Below are 14,987 nucleotides of genomic sequence, written 5' to 3'. Positions count from 1 at the left end.
GACGCCCGCGCAGGGGACGCGCTCAGGCGCCGCCCTGCTTCTCCAGCCGACGCCAGTCCTGCGCCAGCTTGTCGAGCACGCCGTTGACGTAGGTGTGACCGTGGTCGGCGCCGAAACGCTTGGTCACTTCGACCGCCTCGTTGATGACCACGCGGTACGGCACGTCGGGCCGGAACTTGAGTTCGTAGGCCGCCAGACGCAGCGCCGCGCGCTCGATCGGATCGACCTGCTCGACCGGGCGATCCAGATGCGGCGTGATGCCGGCATCGAGCTCGGCCACGTGCGCGGCCACGCCCTTCAGCAGGTCCTCGAAGTACTCCAGGTCCGCCACTTCCATGTCCTGTTCGTGACGGAACTGCGCGATCACCTTGTCGATGCCGGCGTCGTTCATCTGCCAGGCGTAGATCGCCTGCAGCGCGCGACGGCGCGAGCGCGAACGGGCAGCCGGGTCGATGCCGTCGGTACGCATCGCGGTCACAGCTTCGCGTACAAGTTGACCATCTCCAACGCCGCCAGCGCGGCGTCGGCACCCTTGTTGCCGGCCTTGGTGCCGGAGCGCTCGATGGCTTGCTCGATGGTGTCGGTGGTCAGCACGCCGAAGGCCACCGGCACGCCGCTGTCGTTCGCAGCGGCAGCCAGGCCCTTGGCGGCTTCGCCGGCCACGTAGTCGAAATGCGGCGTGGAACCGCGGATCACCGCGCCCAGCGCGATCACCGCGGCGTACTCGCCCGACGTCGCCAGGCGGCGCGCGGCCAGCGGAATTTCCCATGCGCCGGGCACGCGGATCAGGTCGATGGCGTCGTCGGCCACGCCGTGACGCACCAGCGCGTCGCGCGCGCCCTGCACCAGGGCCTCGACGACAAATCCGTTGAAACGGCCGGCCACCAGGGCAAAACGGCCTTTCGGCGTGGCGAAATCGCCTTCGATGATGTTCATGTTTCTCTCATGCTCCAGAACGTGGGCAGGCCCGCGCGGGACCGCCCATTGTACGTCTTTTAGATCGCCGACTGGGCGGCCGGCGCGGCGGCGGCCAGGAACGGGTACCCGGAAAAGGCCAGCTCCGCGCGCCCGCCTTCGTGCACGCGCAGGCGCGAGCGGCTGCCGACCGGCAGGGTCAGCTTGTCGCGGCAATGGCCGAACGGCAGACCGCCGATGACCGGCACGTCGGTGATGCTGCGCAGTTGACTGACCACGGCGCGCAAATCGTAGGCCGGATCGTATTCGTCGCCGCGGTAGCCGGAAAAATCGCCGAGCAGGATCGCACGCTGGCGATCCAGCACGCCGCTGAGCTTGAGCTGGTAGAGCAGCCGCTCGATCCGGTAGACCGGCTCGAACACGTCCTCGATGAACAGGATGCCGTTGTCGACCTCCGGCAGGTACGGCGTGCCGAGCAGGCTGCACACCACCGCCAGATTGCCGCCCCACAGCATGCCGTGCACGTCGATGCCGGTCTCGGCACGCGTCTCCCACGTCACGCGCCGCGACGGCGCGCGCACGGTGTTCCAGAAATGTTCGATGGTGAAGCCGCTGGTCGACTGACCGCCGAAATCGTAGGCCAGCATGGGGCCGGCGAAGCTGACCACGTCGGCGCGCGCGTTCAGCGCCAGGTTGATGGCCGTGAAGTCGCTGTGACCGACCAGCACGCACAGGCTGCCGGCCAGCCGCGCGCGCAGCGCTTCGTAGTCCAGCAGCGGCAGGATGCGATGCGCGCCGTAGCCGCCACGCACGGCCATCACCACATCCGGCAGAGGCACATCGGGATCGCCCAGGCGATTGATCTCCTCGGCGCGTACGGCGTCGCTGCCGGCAAAGCGCAGATAGCGCCGCAACCCGGCCTCGGCGCCGAGCACGCGATGCCCGGCACGCTGCAGGCGATCGACGCCACGCTGCACGGCTTGCGGATCGGCGAAGCCGGAAGGCGCGACCAGCTGGATGGTCAGGGACGATGTCATGTCGCGTTCGGGGTCGGTGCGGGGAGCGCTCGGGCAAAGGCTAGCAGCTTGCGGCCCGTCGCGCGCACGCCTGCGCGCACGAAGGCGCGAAGCGACTCACACATGCTCGACCACTTCCAGACCGAAACCGCCCAGACCGACCAGCTTGCGCGGCGTGCCCAGCACGCGCAGACGATGCACGCCGAGGTCGGCCAGGATCTGCGCACCGAGACCGAGCTGACGCCATTCCTGCTGCTGCGCATCCTCGTCCTCGCGCTGCGGCGCGCGGCCTTCCAGGCGCGCCATCAACGCATCGGCGGTGTCCGCACCGGACAGCACCAGCAGCACGCCGCGCTGCTCTTCGGCGATGCGGCGCAGCGCGGCGGTGACCGTCAACCCCAGGTCGTCGCGCTTGAGATGCAGCACGTCGGACAGCGTGTTGCGCATGTGCACGCGGGTCAGCACCGGCGCGTCGTCGTCGACCGTACCGCGCACCAAGGCGAAATGCAGACCGTGATCGAGCAGGTCGCGATAGGCCACCAGACGGAACGTCCCGGCTTCGGTGTCGACCTCGGACTCGTGCACGCGCTCGACCGTCTTTTCGGTCTCCATGCGGTAGCTGATGAGGTCGGCGATGGTGCCGATCTTCAGGCCATGCTTGGCGGCGAAGGCTTCCAGTTCCGGACGCCGCGCCATCGAGCCGTCCTCGTGCAGCACTTCGACCAGCACGCCAGCCGGCTCCAGCCCGGCCAGACCGGCCAGATCGGCCGCCGCTTCGGTGTGTCCGGCGCGGCGCAGTACGCCGCCCGGCTGCGCGGTCAGCGGGAAGATGTGGCCCGGCTGGGTCAGGTCCGCGGGACGCGCGTCGGCCTTCACCGCCGCCTGCACCGTGCGCGCGCGGTCGTAGGCGGAAATGCCCGTGGTCACGCCCTCGGCTGCCTCGATGGAGACGGTGAAATTGGTGTGGTACGGTGAGGTATTGTCGCTGACCATCGGCTTCAGGCCGAGCTGTCGGCAGCGCTGCTCGGTCAGCGCCAGGCAGACCAGACCGCGCGCCTCGCGCACCATGAAGTTGATGTCCTCGGGGCGCACCATGGATGCGGCCATGATCAGGTCGCCTTCGTTCTCGCGATCCTCGTCGTCGAGAATCACGACCATGCGGCCGGCGCGGATGTCCTCGAGCAGTTCGGGGATGGTGTTGAATGCCATGTTCGTCGTTCCTCGCTTCGCGCCGATCAGGCGAAGCCGTGCTTGTTCAGGAAATCCGCGTCGATGCCGCCGCCCTGGCCCGCGCCGAGCAGACGCTCGACATAGCGCGCGACCACATCCACTTCGAGGTTCACGGCATCGCCGACGCGGCGCTGGGCGAAGGTGGTGTGTTCGACCGTGTGCGGAATCAGATTGACGCCGAAACGCACGTCGTCGACCTCGTTCACGGTCAGACTGGTGCCGTCGATGGTGATCGAGCCCTTGTGCGCGATGTAGCGCGCGAGGTCCTTCGGCACCTCGAACGTCCAGCGCTGCGAGCGCGCGTCGGCGGTCACCGAGACCACCTTGCCGAGCCCGTCGACGTGACCGGACACCAGATGCCCGCCCAGCCGGTCGGCCAGACGCAGCGCCTTTTCCAGATTGACCGGATCGCCGCGCTTGAGCCGCCCCAGCGTGGTCAGCGACAGCGACTCGTTGGACACATCGGCGGCGAACCCGCCGTCATCGAGCGCCACCGCGGTCAGACAGCAACCGGCCACGGCGATGGAATCGCCGAGCTGCACATCGGAAAGATCGAGCGCGCCGGTGTCGATGGACAAACGCACGTCGCCGCCGCGCCGTTCGAGACCGCGCACGCGGCCCACGGCCTGGATGATGCCGGTGAACATGTCAGCGCCCTCCCCGTCGGAAGGCGCAAGCGGAACTTGCAGAGATGGTTTTCATGAAACGTTTCCCGTCGTGTGGATGGACGAAAAACGCCTCAAGGCACGAGGCTGCGCCACCGCGCGAGGCAGTGACGTGGCCGTCTTCTTTCATCCGGACTGTAACCGTCGGCTCCGGACTTGGACCGGATCTGCTGACCTCACGAAACCTCGTGAGCGCTCGCGGGCTCGTGCCGTGGCACCTACCGCCGGTGGGGACTTCCACCCCGCCCTGAAGACGTTCATGCCGACTCGGTCGGCTCTGCGAGAATAGCATGAACCACTCCGTCTCCCGCCGCCCCGGGTAGCCCATGGTTTCATTCGTCGGCCATGGACGCGGCCAGAAAATCGACCAGGCAGCGCACCGGACACTCGCGGTCGGCGCCGGGTAGCCAGAGCTGGTGCACCGGCGAATCGCTCAACGACCCGCCCTGCGACAGGTCCTCAGCGATCAGTGCATCGGCCGTGTAGCCGCAGCGGCATCCTCTGGCACGGCATGAACGACAACCTGATCCCCGTCGCCGCTGCCCGCGTATTCGCCAGTCGCTCCCGCATGGCGAGATGCACTTACCGCCCGGCATGGGCACATGCTTCTCGCCAACGAAAGTGTGACGACACAGATGATGGAGCGACTGTTGCCGATCGATGCCTTGCTGCCCGCGGCATCCGGGCAACAGAGCGCTCTCGAAGCCGCGGCCGCCCTGCCTGTTGCTGAAACAGAGAGGCCACGGGTATAACTCGGCACATGACTCCCCGGCATGCTTCCAGCGCCGACGAAACGGTTTCTGCGATCGATCCTCCGGACATGGGCCCAATCTCAGACGCCCGCGACGAGGTTCCGCCGACGGACTGGACGATCGGCAGCCACCGGTTCGATGCCATCGCCATCGTGATCGTGTTCGTCGCATACAGCGTCACTCTTTACGTTGCGCGCGCCTCGGGGGTCGGCGAAGCCCTGCTCGGCGGACTGGCCAATGCGGTCCCGGTTGCACTCTTCGGAGGCCTGGCCCGTCGGCTGATTCTTCGGCGGCTGATCCACGGGAGCGGCCTGCGTCAGGTGCTGGGACACATCGGGTTGTGCGCGGCGTTCTCGGTGCTCGCGCTGTGGATGCTCACCATCCTGCTCGGCATGATGAACGACCTGTCCATGGTGAGCTTCAGGGTCACGCCCTTCCCCACGCGGGCGAGCGCCTGGCAGTTGCTGGAGAACGCGACGATCTACGGCCTGATCGCCATGCTTGCCTATCTGCAGACGTGGCGACCGGTCAAGGCTCCGGCCTCCACCCATCCGGCATCCGGTACAGACACATCGGAATTGCTGTCATCACCGTCCGATGAAACGACGCGACACTTCATCCGGCTCGGTGAGGACATTCTTCCGATCGATCTGGACCGGATCGTCTGCATCACCGGTGCAGACGACTATACCGAGGTGACCACACCGGACCAGACCCACCTGGTGAAGATGACGCTGACCGAATTCTCCCGCACGCTCGATCCAGGCAAATTCCTGCGTGTGCACCGGTCCGCCATCGTGAATCTGCATCGGGTCGCGCGTGCCGAATCGGCCGGCGGCGGACGCATGCTGGTGCACATGACCACAGGCCAGACCATCAAGGCGAGCCGCGCGGGTTCGCAACTGCTGCGCACCCGCATTCTCTGAACCGACACCGGTGACGGTTCACCTGCCGAGCGTGTCCATTGGCCGATTTTTCTCCGGCGCGGCCACCGGCGTCGTTACCGTGCGGCCTCCACACGGAGATTCCGCATGCCCCCGAGATTCTCGATCCGCATCCTGACGCTGACCGCCCTTCTGTGCACAGGCGCAGCGCCGGCGGCCGCCCTTGCACACCGAGCCCTTTCACCGCCCCCCTCAATACCGACGCTCCGGCTGCCGTCCGACGTCACCGTGCAGACGGCGGCGCCGGTCATGAGAACACTGGCCCGGGCGCTACTCCGGCAAAGCGACCCCGCTCGGGACCGGGAGACCCGTCTCGACAACCGGTTCCGGCTGCTGTCCGTGGCGGGCAAGCCGGAACAGGCTCGGGCAACGCTGGCTGCCCTGCGGCAGCTTCGATTGCGCCGCCACGCCATGCAGGCAGACGCGCGTGACCTGCCATTCGTCATCCTCGCCCTGGCACGCGCGCACGGGCCGCTGTCCGCGCCACGCTTTGCCGACGCGTTCCACCAGGTGGTGACACCTCTGGATAACCGCACAGCCAGTCTGGTCGTGCGCGCCATCGACCTCAATCCGGTCTATTACCCCTTCGCGGAACGTTTCAGGCAGGCCCTGGACACGGCCAGGAAGTCATCCCGGTTGTCCGTCACCGACGCCATCGCGCTGGTGCGCGCCTACCAGCTGTATGACGCCTATCTCGCCTTCCAGCAATACGCGAGGCCGCTGATCGACGCCGAGGATGCCCGCCGGTACCGGATCCGCAAAGTACAGGTGAAGACCCATGACGGCGCCAGCATCTCGGTGCTGGTCGTTCGCCCCCGCAACACGCATGACAAGCTACCCGCACTGCTCAACTTCACCATCTACGCCGATCCCCGATTCAGCCTGAGCGAGGCGCGCCGCAGCGCGGCGAACGGCTATGTCGGCGTGGAAGGCTACACACGCGGCAAGGCGCACAGCCCGGACAGGCCGGTGGCCTACGAGCACGATGGCCGGGATGCCGACGCGGTCATCGATTGGATCGCACGCCAGCCGTGGAGCGATGGCCGCGTGGGCATGTACGGCGGCAGTTACGAGGGCTTCACCCAATGGGCCGCGGCCAAGCATCTGCCGCGGGCACTGAAGGCGCTGATGCCCTCGGTCGCTGCCGCACCGGGGATCGACGTCCCGATGGAAGGCAACGTGTTCCAGACCTTCGCCTACTACTGGCCGCTGTATACGTTGACCAACAAGACGGTGAACAACCGCATGCTGACCGACCAGGCACGCTGGCGACGAATGCAATGGCGCTGGTATGCCGAGGGCAAGCCCTACCGCGACCTGCCGCGGATCGACGGCACGCCCAATCCGACCTTCGAACGCTGGCTCGACCACCCGTCCTACGACGGCTACTGGCGGTCGATGATTCCGTACCGCAAGGATTTCGCGAAGATCGACATCCCCGTCCTCACCACGACGGGCTATTACGACGGCGGCCAGATCAGTGCGCTGTACTACTACCGCCAGCAACGCAGGTACGCACCGAACGCCGAGAGCTACCTCCTGATCGGCCCCTACGATCATGTCGCCGGGCAGCGCGGCACCATCGACATGCTGGGCGAACCGCGCGACGTCATCGATGGCTACCGCATCGACCCGGTCGCGCACATCGATCTGGGCGCCCTCCGCTACGCCTGGTTCGACTATGTGTTCAAGCACGGCCCCAAACCGGCCGTACTGAAGAGTCGGGTCAACTTCGAGGTCATGGGGGCCAACACCTGGCGGCACACCGAATCCATCGCAGCCATGCACGATGAAGAGCGACGTTTTTTCCTGCGTCCGGCGCGAAGCCCGGGGAGCCGCCATCGTCTTGCCGCGACGCCTCGACACGATGCGGTCACGCCGCTGACAGTCGATCTGGCCGAACGCGACAAGCAGGATCCCTTCACCGAATTCGGCCGCATCGTCACCCGCAGGATCGACCGCTGGAACGGCCTGGTCTTTGAAAGCGCACCGTTCCGACACGACGTGCAGTTCAGCGGCCTGTTCGAGGGGCATTTCGATGTCACCGCGAACAAGCGCGATTTCGACTTCGAAGTGGATCTCTATGAGCAGCGCCCGGACGGCCGCTACGTCCGACTCTCGTACTACATGGCGCGCGCCAGCTACGTGAAGGACCGCACGACGCGGCACCTGCTCACACCCGGTGCGCGCACTCGGCTCGACTTCACTGCAGGACGCCTGACCAGCCGCCAGTTGCGCAAGGGAAGCCGCCTGATCGCGGTGCTCAGCGTGATCAAGACGCCTTTCGCGCAGATCAACTACGGAACCGGCAAGGATGTCAGCGACGAGCGTCTCGCCGATGCAGGAACACCGCTGAAACTGCTGTGGCACGGCGACAGCGCGCTCGACATTCCGCTCTGGCGCGGCGCCCCGCCGCCTGCAAGCCACCTCCCGCCAAAACACGAGACCCCGTAGCGAAGGATCGCCCGCGATCGCGTCAGGACTTCGGTCGCAACCTCAACCGCAAGTCCTCGCCCAGCACACGCCGATCCAGCACCGCCAGTTGCCACCGCCGCGCCATGTCGTCGAGCGGTGGCAGCGCCATCAGCGGTCGCGCGCGATCGCCGAGCAGCACCGGCGCGACGTAGAGCAGCAGTTCGTCTGCCAGGCCGGCGGCGAACAGTGCACCGCAGAGTGTCGGGCCCGCCTCGACATGCAATTCGTTGACGCCGCGTCCGGCGAGCATGCCGAGGACGACATCCAGATCGAGGCCGGTGTCGGTCTCCGGCACTTCGGCGCATTCGACCGCATCGAAACGCTGATCGGGTGTCGCCAAGGGCCCGTGCAGCACCAGCGTCGGCGCGCTGCCGTCGAGCAGATTTGCGCCCCGAGGGGTGCGCAGGGCGCGATCCAGCACCACGCGCAGCGGCGGCACGTGCGGCACGTCGTCCAGGCGCACCGTGAGGCGCGGATCGTCGGCCAGCGCGGTGCCGCTGCCGGTGAGAATCGCCGAGCTGCGCGCGCGCCAGCGCTGCACGTCGTGGCGGGCCGCTTCGCCGGTGATCCACTTGGACGTGCCGTCGGCCAGCGCGGTGCGGCCGTCCAGACTCATCGCCAGCTTCACGCGCACGAACGGTCGCCCGCGCTCGATGCGATGGAAGAATCCGATGTTGAGTTCGCGCGCGGCGTCGCGCATCAGGCCCGCCTCGACCACGATGCCCGCATCGCGCAGACGCTGCAGCCCCGCGCCGACCGCCTGCGAGGTGTCCTCGGAGGCCATCACCACGCGCGCCACGCCCGCCGCGATCAGCGCATCGGCGCACGGCGGCGTGCGGCCGTGCAGACCGCAGGGTTCCAATGTGACGTAGGCCGTCGCGCCGCGCGCGCGCTCACCGGCGTCGCGCAGGGCATACACCTCGGCATGCGGCTCGCCGGCGCGCTCGTGCCAGCCCTCGCCGACGACTTCTTCGCCGTGCGCGATGACGCAGCCGACGCGCGGGTTCGGCTGGGTCGTGTACAGGCCGCGCTCGGCTAGGCGCAGCGCGCGCGCCATGAGCGCGTGATCGAGTGCGCTGAAGTTCACACGATCTCCTCCAGCGCCCAGTCGTCGATCAATGCATCCATTTCAAGCGCGGGCAGACGTTCGAGCACCGCGGCTTCGGCGCGCGCCTGCATGGCGGCGCCCTGCGCATCGGCACGCGCATCGAAGCGGTCGAAAAATGCCTTGCGCGCCGCGCGCGACGGCCACCGGGCAATCGCCACGTAACTGCCGTCCTCGGCGCGGAACAGCGAGGAGCCGCCCGAGCCTTCGGCCCGCGCCGCATCCGTGATGCGCTGCCAGTTGGCGATGAAATCGGCCTCGAAGCCCGGCTTCAGACGCCAGCGGTAGATGACGACGAAGCCGCCGCGGCCGGCCGCGACGTTCACGACTTCTCGCCGCGCTTGCCCGCCTCGCCCAGCAGCGGCAGTTGCAGTCCCTGCAGCTCGGGCAGATCGCGCTCGAGCTTCTCGATTTCCTCGCGGAACGCGTGCACGTCCTCGAAGCGGCGATAGACCGAAGCGAAGCGCACGTAGCCGACCTGGTCGAGCTTCTTCAGCTCGCGCATGACCAGTTCGCCGACCTGACGCGAAGCCACCTCGCGCTCGCCGCTGCGACGTAGGTCGTTGATGATGGTGTGCACGGAAGTATCGACATCGTCGCTGGCCACTGGACGCTTCTGCAGCGCGCGCTGGAAGCTGACGCGCAGCTTGCGCTCGTCGAAGGTCTCGCGGCGGTCGTCGCTCTTGACGATGGCCGGCAGCTTCAGCTCGGCGGTCTCGAAGGTGTTGAAGCGCTCGCCGCAGGACGGACACTCGCGACGGCGGCGCACGGTGGCGCCGTCGTCGGCAAGGCGCGAGTCGATCACGCGCGTGTCTTCGTGCTGGCAGAACGGGCAATGCATCAAGGTGCCGTGATCGGGGATTCGGGATTCGGGATTCGCAAAAGCGGGAGGTCGGATTCGTGCGCGTGCACGAATATCGAATCCCGAATGACGAATCCCGGCCGCTTATCCATACACCGGATACTTCTTGCACTGCGCCGTGACCTTCTCGCGCACGGCGGCGATGACGCTTTCGTCCTGATGCGCGTCGAGCACGTCGCACATCCAGCCGGCCAGCTCCACGCAGTCGGCCTCGGTGTAGCCGCGCGTGGTGACCGCCGGGGTGCCGATGCGCAGGCCCGAGGTCACGAACGGCGACTGCGGGTCGTTGGGCACGGTGTTCTTGTTGACCGTGATGTGGGCGCGACCCAGCGCGGCTTCCGCATCCTTGCCGGTGAGGTCGCGGCCGATCAGGTCGACCAGCACCAGATGGTTCTCGGTGCCGCCGGAGACGACCTTGTAACCGCGCGCCATCAGCGTCTTCGCCATCGCCTTGGCGTTGGTCACGACCTGCTGCTGGTAGGCCTTGAAGCCCGGTTCCAGCGCTTCCTTGAAGGCCACTGCCTTGGCCGCGATGACGTGCATCAGCGGGCCGCCCTGGATGCCGGGGAAGACGATGGACTGCAGTTTCTTGACCAGTTCCTCACTCGGGTTCTTGGCCACGATCAGACCGCCGCGCGGACCGCGCAGGGTCTTGTGCGTGGTCGAGGTGACCACGTGCGCGTGCGGCAGCGGGCTCGGGTACACGCCCGCGGCGACCAGACCGGCGATGTGCGCCATGTCCACGAACAAGTACGCGCCCACCTTGTCGGCAATGGCGCGGAAACGCGCCCAGTCCAGCACCTGCGAATAGGCGCTGAAGCCGGCGACGATCATCTTCGGCTTGTGTTCGACGGCCAGGCGCTCGACTTCGTCGTAATCGACCAGACCCTGATCGTTCACGCCGTACTGCACGGCGTTGAGGATCTTGCCGGACAGGTTCGGCTTGGCGCCGTGGGTCAGATGGCCGCCGTGCGCCAGGCTCATGCCGAGAATGGTGTCGCCCGGCTGCAGCAGCGCGAAGTACACCGCCTGGTTGGCCTGCGAACCAGAGTGCGGCTGCACGTTGGCATAGTCGCAGTCGTACAACGCCTTCAGGCGATCGATCGCCAGCGCCTCGGCGACGTCGACGTATTCGCAGCCGCCGTAGTAGCGCTTGCCGGGATAGCCCTCGGCGTATTTGTTGGTCAGCACGGACCCCTGGGCTTCCATGACGCGCGGGCTGGCGTAGTTTTCCGAAGCGATCAGCTCGACGTGGTCTTCCTGGCGCTGCGCCTCGTCGGCGATGGCCTTGGCGAGCGCGTCGTCGAAACCGGCGATGGTCATGGATTTGGCGAACATACTGGGGTTCCGTGGTGTGCAAAGCACCAAGTATAGCGGTCCTGCGCGGGTCGAAGCAGGGTCCGACCGGCCTTGTCGGCATAACATGAATGACAAATATTGATTTTTGTCATTCATTGCGACATGCTGCGCCTCCACCTCCACCACCTCTGGAGATCACGCATGCAACGACGCGACCTCTCATCCCACGGTCCCTCGGTCTCCGCGCTCGGCCTGGGCTGCATGGGCATGTCCGACCTGTACGGCAAAGCGCCGGACCGCCGCGAATCCATCGCCACCATCCATGCCGCGCTCGACGCCGGCATCGATCTGCTCGACACCGGCGACTTCTACGGCATGGGCCACAACGAGATGCTGCTCGGCGAAGCCCTGGCCGGCGTCCCGCGCGAGCGCTACAAGCTCAGCGTGAAGTTCGGCGCGCAGCGCGGCCCGGACGGCGCCTGGCTGGGCTACGACGCCCGTCCGCAGGCGGTGAAGACCGCCGTGGCCTATTCGCTGAAGCGCCTGCGTACCGACTACCTCGACATCTACCGCCCCGCGCGCCTGGACCCGAACGTGCCGATCGAGGACACCATGGGCGCCATCGCCGAGCTGATCGAAGCCGGCTACGTGCGTCAGGCCGGCCTGTCCGAAGTCGGTGCCGAGACGATCCGTCGCGCGCATGCGGTCACGCCCGTCGCCGATCTGCAGATCGAGTACTCGCTGATCTCGCGCGGCATCGAGGACGCCATCCTGCCCGCCTGCCGCGAGCTGGGCATCGGCATCACCGCTTACGGCGTGCTCGCGCGCGGATTGATCAGCGGGCACTGGACGAAGAACCGCGACACCGATGCGCGCGACTTCCGCCAGCACAGCCCGCGCTTTCAGGGCGAGAACCTGGAACACAATCTGGCGCTGGTCGAAAAGCTGCGCGCGATCGCCGAGGACAAGGGCGTCAGCGTGGCGCAGATCGCCATCGCCTGGGTGCTGGCGCGCGGCGCGGACATCGTGCCGCTGGTCGGCGCGCGCAGCCGCTCGCGTCTGCAGGAATCGCTGGCCGCGCTCGACGTACACTTGGGCGCAGATGAACTGGCAGCCATCGAGTCGGCGGTGCCGCGCGATGCCGCGGCGGGCGAACGCTACGCCAAGCCGCAGATGGCCACGCTCGACAGCGAGAAATAACTCCGATGGCAGACGCGCCACTGACCCGCGAACGCATTCTCGAAGCCGCCGAGGAGGTGCTTCGACGGTACGGCCCGACCAAGGCCACCGTGGTGGACGTGGCGCGCGCGCTCGAGGTCAGCCATGGCACCGTGTACCGCCACTTCGCCAGCAAGGCGGCGCTGCGCGACGCGATCCTGCGCGCCTGGCTGGAGCGCATCGACGCGCAGTTGGCCGCCGTTGCCGACGGCCCGGGCACGCCGCCGGAGCGCCTGGCGAACTGGTTGCGCACGCTGCGCAACTGCAAACGCGCCAAGGTCGTCGACGAACCGGAGCTGTTCGCCACTTACGGCGCGTTGGCTGCCGAGGCGCGCGAGGTCGTCGACGAACATGTCGCCGAGATGACGGGGCAGTTGCAGCGCATCCTGGCCGATGGCATGGCCCGTGGCGATTTCGCCGAGACCGATCCGGTCACTGCGGCGCTGGCCGTTTTCGACGCCACCGTGCGCTTCCATCATCCAGCCATGGCCTACCTGTGGCAGCAGCCCGGCGAAGACGCCGCCTTCGAGTCCGTGCTGGACACCCTGCTGCGCGGCCTGCGCGGCTGAATCGCGCTGCGCGATTCGGGACACGACGGGCAGCGGAAGCCCGTCACCGCCGCCGCCACGCGTGAACTCCGCAAGACATGGCCATCCTCTACCGGGTGCTTGCACGCATATTACGTACGACGTACCGTACAATGTACGACAATTCACTCACGGCTCTCACCATGTCGACCGCACGCACGCTGTCCCGGCTCACTCTCCTGTTCGCCCTGCTCTTTCCCCTGTCCGCACTGGCTTCCGGCATCACCGGTGTCGGCATATCGGCCATCAAGGTCACCGACCCGGTCAGCGGCAAACTGGCGGACGGGTATGTGTTCTACCCGTCGACGCAGCCGGTCCGAGGCACGACGCCCCTCGGCCCCTACAACGTGGCGGCCACCCCGAACGCCCCGGCGATCCCGGGCGCCAGGCCCATGGTGGTGATCTCGCACGGCAACGGCGGCAGCGACCTGGGGCATCACGACCTGGCCACGTACCTGGCCAGTCACGGGTTCGTCGTGGCCACGTTCAATCAACTCGGCGACTATTTCCGCGACACCAGCAAGGTCGGCACGATCGACGTGCTCGCCGGCCGTCCGATACAGGTGAAGGCCGTCATCACCATGCTGCTCCACGATCCGCGCTGGAAACGCCTGATCGACCCGAACCGCATCGGCGTCGCCGGCTTCTCGGCAGGTGGATACACCGGTCTGATGCTGGCCGGAGCCCGGCCGCGCTTCAGCCGCTTCATCGCCTTCTGCGATCGCTACCGGCAGGACAACGAAGTGTGCGGCAAGCGCAGGCAATTCGAAGCGGCAGCCGCACGACAGGGCAAGACGCCGACTCAGGTGTTCGAGGACATGCAGGGACAACTGGGCCGCTACGGCGCGACAGCCGATCCACGCGTCAAGGCGGTCTTTGCGATGGCGCCGCTCAGCCTGATCTTCGGCAAGCACGGCTTCGATCACGTGCGCACGCCCATCTTTCTCTACTACGGCCAGCACGACAGCGTGCTGCCGCCGGAAGCCAATGCCAGGCACATCGCCCCGCTGATCAAGACGCTCTACGCGATCAAGCAGGTGCCGCATGCCGATCACTGGGTGTTCCTGTCGCCCTGCTCGGCCGAACTGGCCCGGGACATCCGTCCGCTGTGCACCGACCCGCCCGGCGTGGACCGCGCCAAGGTGCATGCGCAGGTCGATGCCGACGCCCTGGCGTTCTTCCGCAAGACCCTGGGCGTGAAGGGCCTCTGACGTGCCGCGCGCACTGAGCGAACAGGAAACCGAAGCCTTCCGCGAGCGGCTCTGCAAGGCCGCTGCACACCTGTACGTGGAGGAAGGCCCGGCCGCCGTCACCCTGCGGCGGCTGGCCCGCGAGCTGGGCGTCGGCACCATGACGCCCTACCGCTATTTCGACAACAAGGAAGCGATCATCACGGCGGTGCGCGTGCGCGGTCTGAACCGCTTCTCCGAAGCGCTGGAACAGGCGCTGGACACGCCCGGCGACGGCCACGCGCGCAGCATCGCCGTACGCGACGCCTACATCGCCTTCGCCCGCGAGAACACGGCCACCTATCGGCTGATGTTCGAATATCCGGAAACCCGACGCGACGACCCCGCCTACAAGAAAGCGCACGAACGCATGTGGCGCACCATTCGCGCACATGTGGACGTGATGATCGAGGAAGGCATCGTCGAGGCCGACGCTCCCATCTTCGGACACCAGATCTGGGCCGCGCTTCATGGTGCGGTCATGCTGGAAATCGCCGGCATGCTGCCGGAAGGCTTCGACGCTGCCTCGCTGCATGCGCGCACGGCCGGCACACTGTTCGACGCGGCCGGCCCGAAGGCTTCCTGAGACTGCCCTCCGGCCAAAATCCACGCGCCCGGCGTCATCGGAATGCCGCGCAACCCGCTATAATGAGTGGTTTATACCATTCCAATCGCACCGCCCGCCCTTGG

15 protein-coding genes and 1 riboswitch are annotated in these 14,987 nt (G+C 67.1%); of the genes, 6 read left to right on the top strand and 9 right to left on the bottom strand.

Features of this window, described 5'->3' with window-relative positions; translation table 11 throughout:
• Positions 1–22 precede the first annotated feature (22 nt).
• The 5 genes from nusB to LF63_RS03755 all read right to left on the bottom strand — a co-directional run bounded on the left by nusB (position 23) and on the right by LF63_RS03755 (position 3,808).
• Positions 23–469 (bottom strand): transcription antitermination factor NusB, encoded by a 447-nt coding sequence (nusB, locus tag LF63_RS03775; protein WP_043099735.1) that lies wholly within the window; start codon positions 467–469, stop codon positions 23–25.
• Between the two features lie 5 nt (positions 470–474).
• The gene (gene ribH / locus LF63_RS03770) at positions 475–936 is read right to left on the bottom strand and encodes a 6,7-dimethyl-8-ribityllumazine synthase (protein WP_043099733.1); all 462 of its coding nucleotides are present in this window, start codon (positions 934–936) and stop codon (positions 475–477) included.
• Positions 937–995: 59 nt separating this feature from the next.
• A complete protein-coding gene (ldcA, locus tag LF63_RS03765; RefSeq protein ID WP_043099731.1) occupies positions 996–1,952 on the bottom strand; it encodes a muramoyltetrapeptide carboxypeptidase in 957 nt (318 codons plus the stop codon).
• Positions 1,953–2,048: 96 nt separating this feature from the next.
• On the bottom strand, positions 2,049–3,140 hold the full coding sequence (ribBA, locus tag LF63_RS03760; protein WP_043099729.1) for a bifunctional 3,4-dihydroxy-2-butanone-4-phosphate synthase/GTP cyclohydrolase II: 1,092 nt from the start codon (positions 3,138–3,140) through the stop codon (positions 2,049–2,051).
• Positions 3,141–3,166: 26 nt separating this feature from the next.
• The gene (locus LF63_RS03755) at positions 3,167–3,808 is read right to left on the bottom strand and encodes a riboflavin synthase (RefSeq protein WP_043099728.1); all 642 of its coding nucleotides are present in this window, start codon (positions 3,806–3,808) and stop codon (positions 3,167–3,169) included.
• Positions 3,809–3,940: 132 nt separating this feature from the next.
• Positions 3,941–4,085, bottom strand: a riboswitch (FMN riboswitch).
• A gap of 501 nt (positions 4,086–4,586) precedes the next feature.
• Between LF63_RS03755 and LF63_RS03750 the strand changes: the two genes are divergently transcribed.
• Together LF63_RS03750 and LF63_RS03740 are read left to right on the top strand one after the other, a co-directional pair.
• Positions 4,587–5,504: a LytTR family DNA-binding domain-containing protein gene (locus tag LF63_RS03750; RefSeq protein WP_081945073.1), complete on the top strand. Its 918-nt coding sequence runs from the start codon at positions 4,587–4,589 to the stop codon at positions 5,502–5,504.
• 105 nt (positions 5,505–5,609) lie between these two features.
• Positions 5,610–7,976, top strand: coding sequence for a CocE/NonD family hydrolase (locus LF63_RS03740; RefSeq protein WP_081945072.1), 2,367 nt, complete (start codon positions 5,610–5,612; stop codon positions 7,974–7,976).
• A 22-nt stretch (positions 7,977–7,998) separates the two neighbouring features.
• Here the strand turns inward: LF63_RS03740 and ribD are convergent, their stop codons facing one another.
• From ribD to glyA, 4 genes are all read right to left on the bottom strand, one after another.
• Positions 7,999–9,054: a bifunctional diaminohydroxyphosphoribosylaminopyrimidine deaminase/5-amino-6-(5-phosphoribosylamino)uracil reductase RibD gene (gene ribD / locus LF63_RS03735; protein ID WP_043103085.1), complete on the bottom strand. Its 1,056-nt coding sequence runs from the start codon at positions 9,052–9,054 to the stop codon at positions 7,999–8,001.
• Between the two features lie 26 nt (positions 9,055–9,080).
• Positions 9,081–9,428 (bottom strand): antibiotic biosynthesis monooxygenase family protein, encoded by a 348-nt coding sequence (locus tag LF63_RS03730; RefSeq protein ID WP_043099725.1) that lies wholly within the window; start codon positions 9,426–9,428, stop codon positions 9,081–9,083.
• The gene (gene nrdR, locus LF63_RS03725; protein ID WP_043099724.1) at positions 9,425–9,943 is read right to left on the bottom strand and encodes a transcriptional regulator NrdR; all 519 of its coding nucleotides are present in this window, start codon (positions 9,941–9,943) and stop codon (positions 9,425–9,427) included. The genes LF63_RS03730 and nrdR overlap by 4 nt, the downstream gene beginning before the upstream one ends.
• A 105-nt stretch (positions 9,944–10,048) precedes the next feature.
• The gene (gene glyA / locus LF63_RS03720) at positions 10,049–11,302 is read right to left on the bottom strand and encodes a serine hydroxymethyltransferase (protein ID WP_043099723.1); all 1,254 of its coding nucleotides are present in this window, start codon (positions 11,300–11,302) and stop codon (positions 10,049–10,051) included.
• Between the two features lie 162 nt (positions 11,303–11,464).
• Between glyA and LF63_RS03715 the strand changes: the two genes are divergently transcribed.
• The 4 genes from LF63_RS03715 (at position 11,465) to LF63_RS03700 (ending at position 14,883) form a co-directional block, all read left to right on the top strand.
• On the top strand, positions 11,465–12,463 hold the full coding sequence (locus LF63_RS03715; protein ID WP_043099722.1) for an aldo/keto reductase: 999 nt from the start codon (positions 11,465–11,467) through the stop codon (positions 12,461–12,463).
• A 5-nt stretch (positions 12,464–12,468) separates the two neighbouring features.
• Positions 12,469–13,050 carry a TetR family transcriptional regulator gene (locus tag LF63_RS03710; RefSeq protein ID WP_043099720.1) on the top strand — a complete coding sequence of 194 codons (582 nt, stop codon included), beginning with the start codon at positions 12,469–12,471 and terminating at the stop codon, positions 13,048–13,050.
• Between the two features lie 161 nt (positions 13,051–13,211).
• A complete protein-coding gene (locus tag LF63_RS03705) occupies positions 13,212–14,279 on the top strand; it encodes an alpha/beta hydrolase family protein (RefSeq protein WP_043099718.1) in 1,068 nt (355 codons plus the stop codon).
• A gap of 1 nt (position 14,280) precedes the next feature.
• Positions 14,281–14,883: a TetR/AcrR family transcriptional regulator gene (locus tag LF63_RS03700; RefSeq protein WP_043099717.1), complete on the top strand. Its 603-nt coding sequence runs from the start codon at positions 14,281–14,283 to the stop codon at positions 14,881–14,883.
• Positions 14,884–14,987 lie beyond the last annotated feature (104 nt).

Origin of the sequence: Oleiagrimonas soli (assembly GCF_000761445.1) — a bacterium.
In the GTDB taxonomy this organism is placed as follows: domain Bacteria; phylum Pseudomonadota; class Gammaproteobacteria; order Xanthomonadales; family Rhodanobacteraceae; genus Oleiagrimonas; species Oleiagrimonas soli.
The sequence above is the reverse complement of the archived record's forward strand: the minus strand, read 5'-3'. Positions and strand labels throughout refer to the sequence as shown.

Excerpts from the sequence above, each read along its gene's own strand:
- nusB (WP_043099735.1), bottom strand. The coding sequence starts at position 469 with ATGCGTACCGACGGCATCGACCCGGCTGCCCGTTCGCGCTCGCGCCGT.
- ribH (WP_043099733.1), bottom strand. The coding sequence starts at position 936 with ATGAACATCATCGAAGGCGATTTCGCCACGCCGAAAGGCCGTTTTGCC.
- ldcA (WP_043099731.1), bottom strand. The coding sequence starts at position 1,952 with ATGACATCGTCCCTGACCATCCAGCTGGTCGCGCCTTCCGGCTTCGCC.
- ribBA (WP_043099729.1), bottom strand. The coding sequence starts at position 3,140 with ATGGCATTCAACACCATCCCCGAACTGCTCGAGGACATCCGCGCCGGC.
- LF63_RS03755 (WP_043099728.1), bottom strand. The coding sequence starts at position 3,808 with ATGTTCACCGGCATCATCCAGGCCGTGGGCCGCGTGCGCGGTCTCGAA.
- LF63_RS03750 (WP_081945073.1), top strand. The coding sequence starts at position 4,587 with ATGACTCCCCGGCATGCTTCCAGCGCCGACGAAACGGTTTCTGCGATC.
- LF63_RS03740 (WP_081945072.1), top strand. The coding sequence starts at position 5,610 with ATGCCCCCGAGATTCTCGATCCGCATCCTGACGCTGACCGCCCTTCTG.
- ribD (WP_043103085.1), bottom strand. The coding sequence starts at position 9,054 with ATGGCGCGCGCGCTGCGCCTAGCCGAGCGCGGCCTGTACACGACCCAG.
- nrdR (WP_043099724.1), bottom strand. The coding sequence starts at position 9,943 with ATGCATTGCCCGTTCTGCCAGCACGAAGACACGCGCGTGATCGACTCG.
- glyA (WP_043099723.1), bottom strand. The coding sequence starts at position 11,302 with ATGTTCGCCAAATCCATGACCATCGCCGGTTTCGACGACGCGCTCGCC.
- LF63_RS03715 (WP_043099722.1), top strand. The coding sequence starts at position 11,465 with ATGCAACGACGCGACCTCTCATCCCACGGTCCCTCGGTCTCCGCGCTC.
- LF63_RS03710 (WP_043099720.1), top strand. The coding sequence starts at position 12,469 with ATGGCAGACGCGCCACTGACCCGCGAACGCATTCTCGAAGCCGCCGAG.
- LF63_RS03705 (WP_043099718.1), top strand. The coding sequence starts at position 13,212 with ATGTCGACCGCACGCACGCTGTCCCGGCTCACTCTCCTGTTCGCCCTG.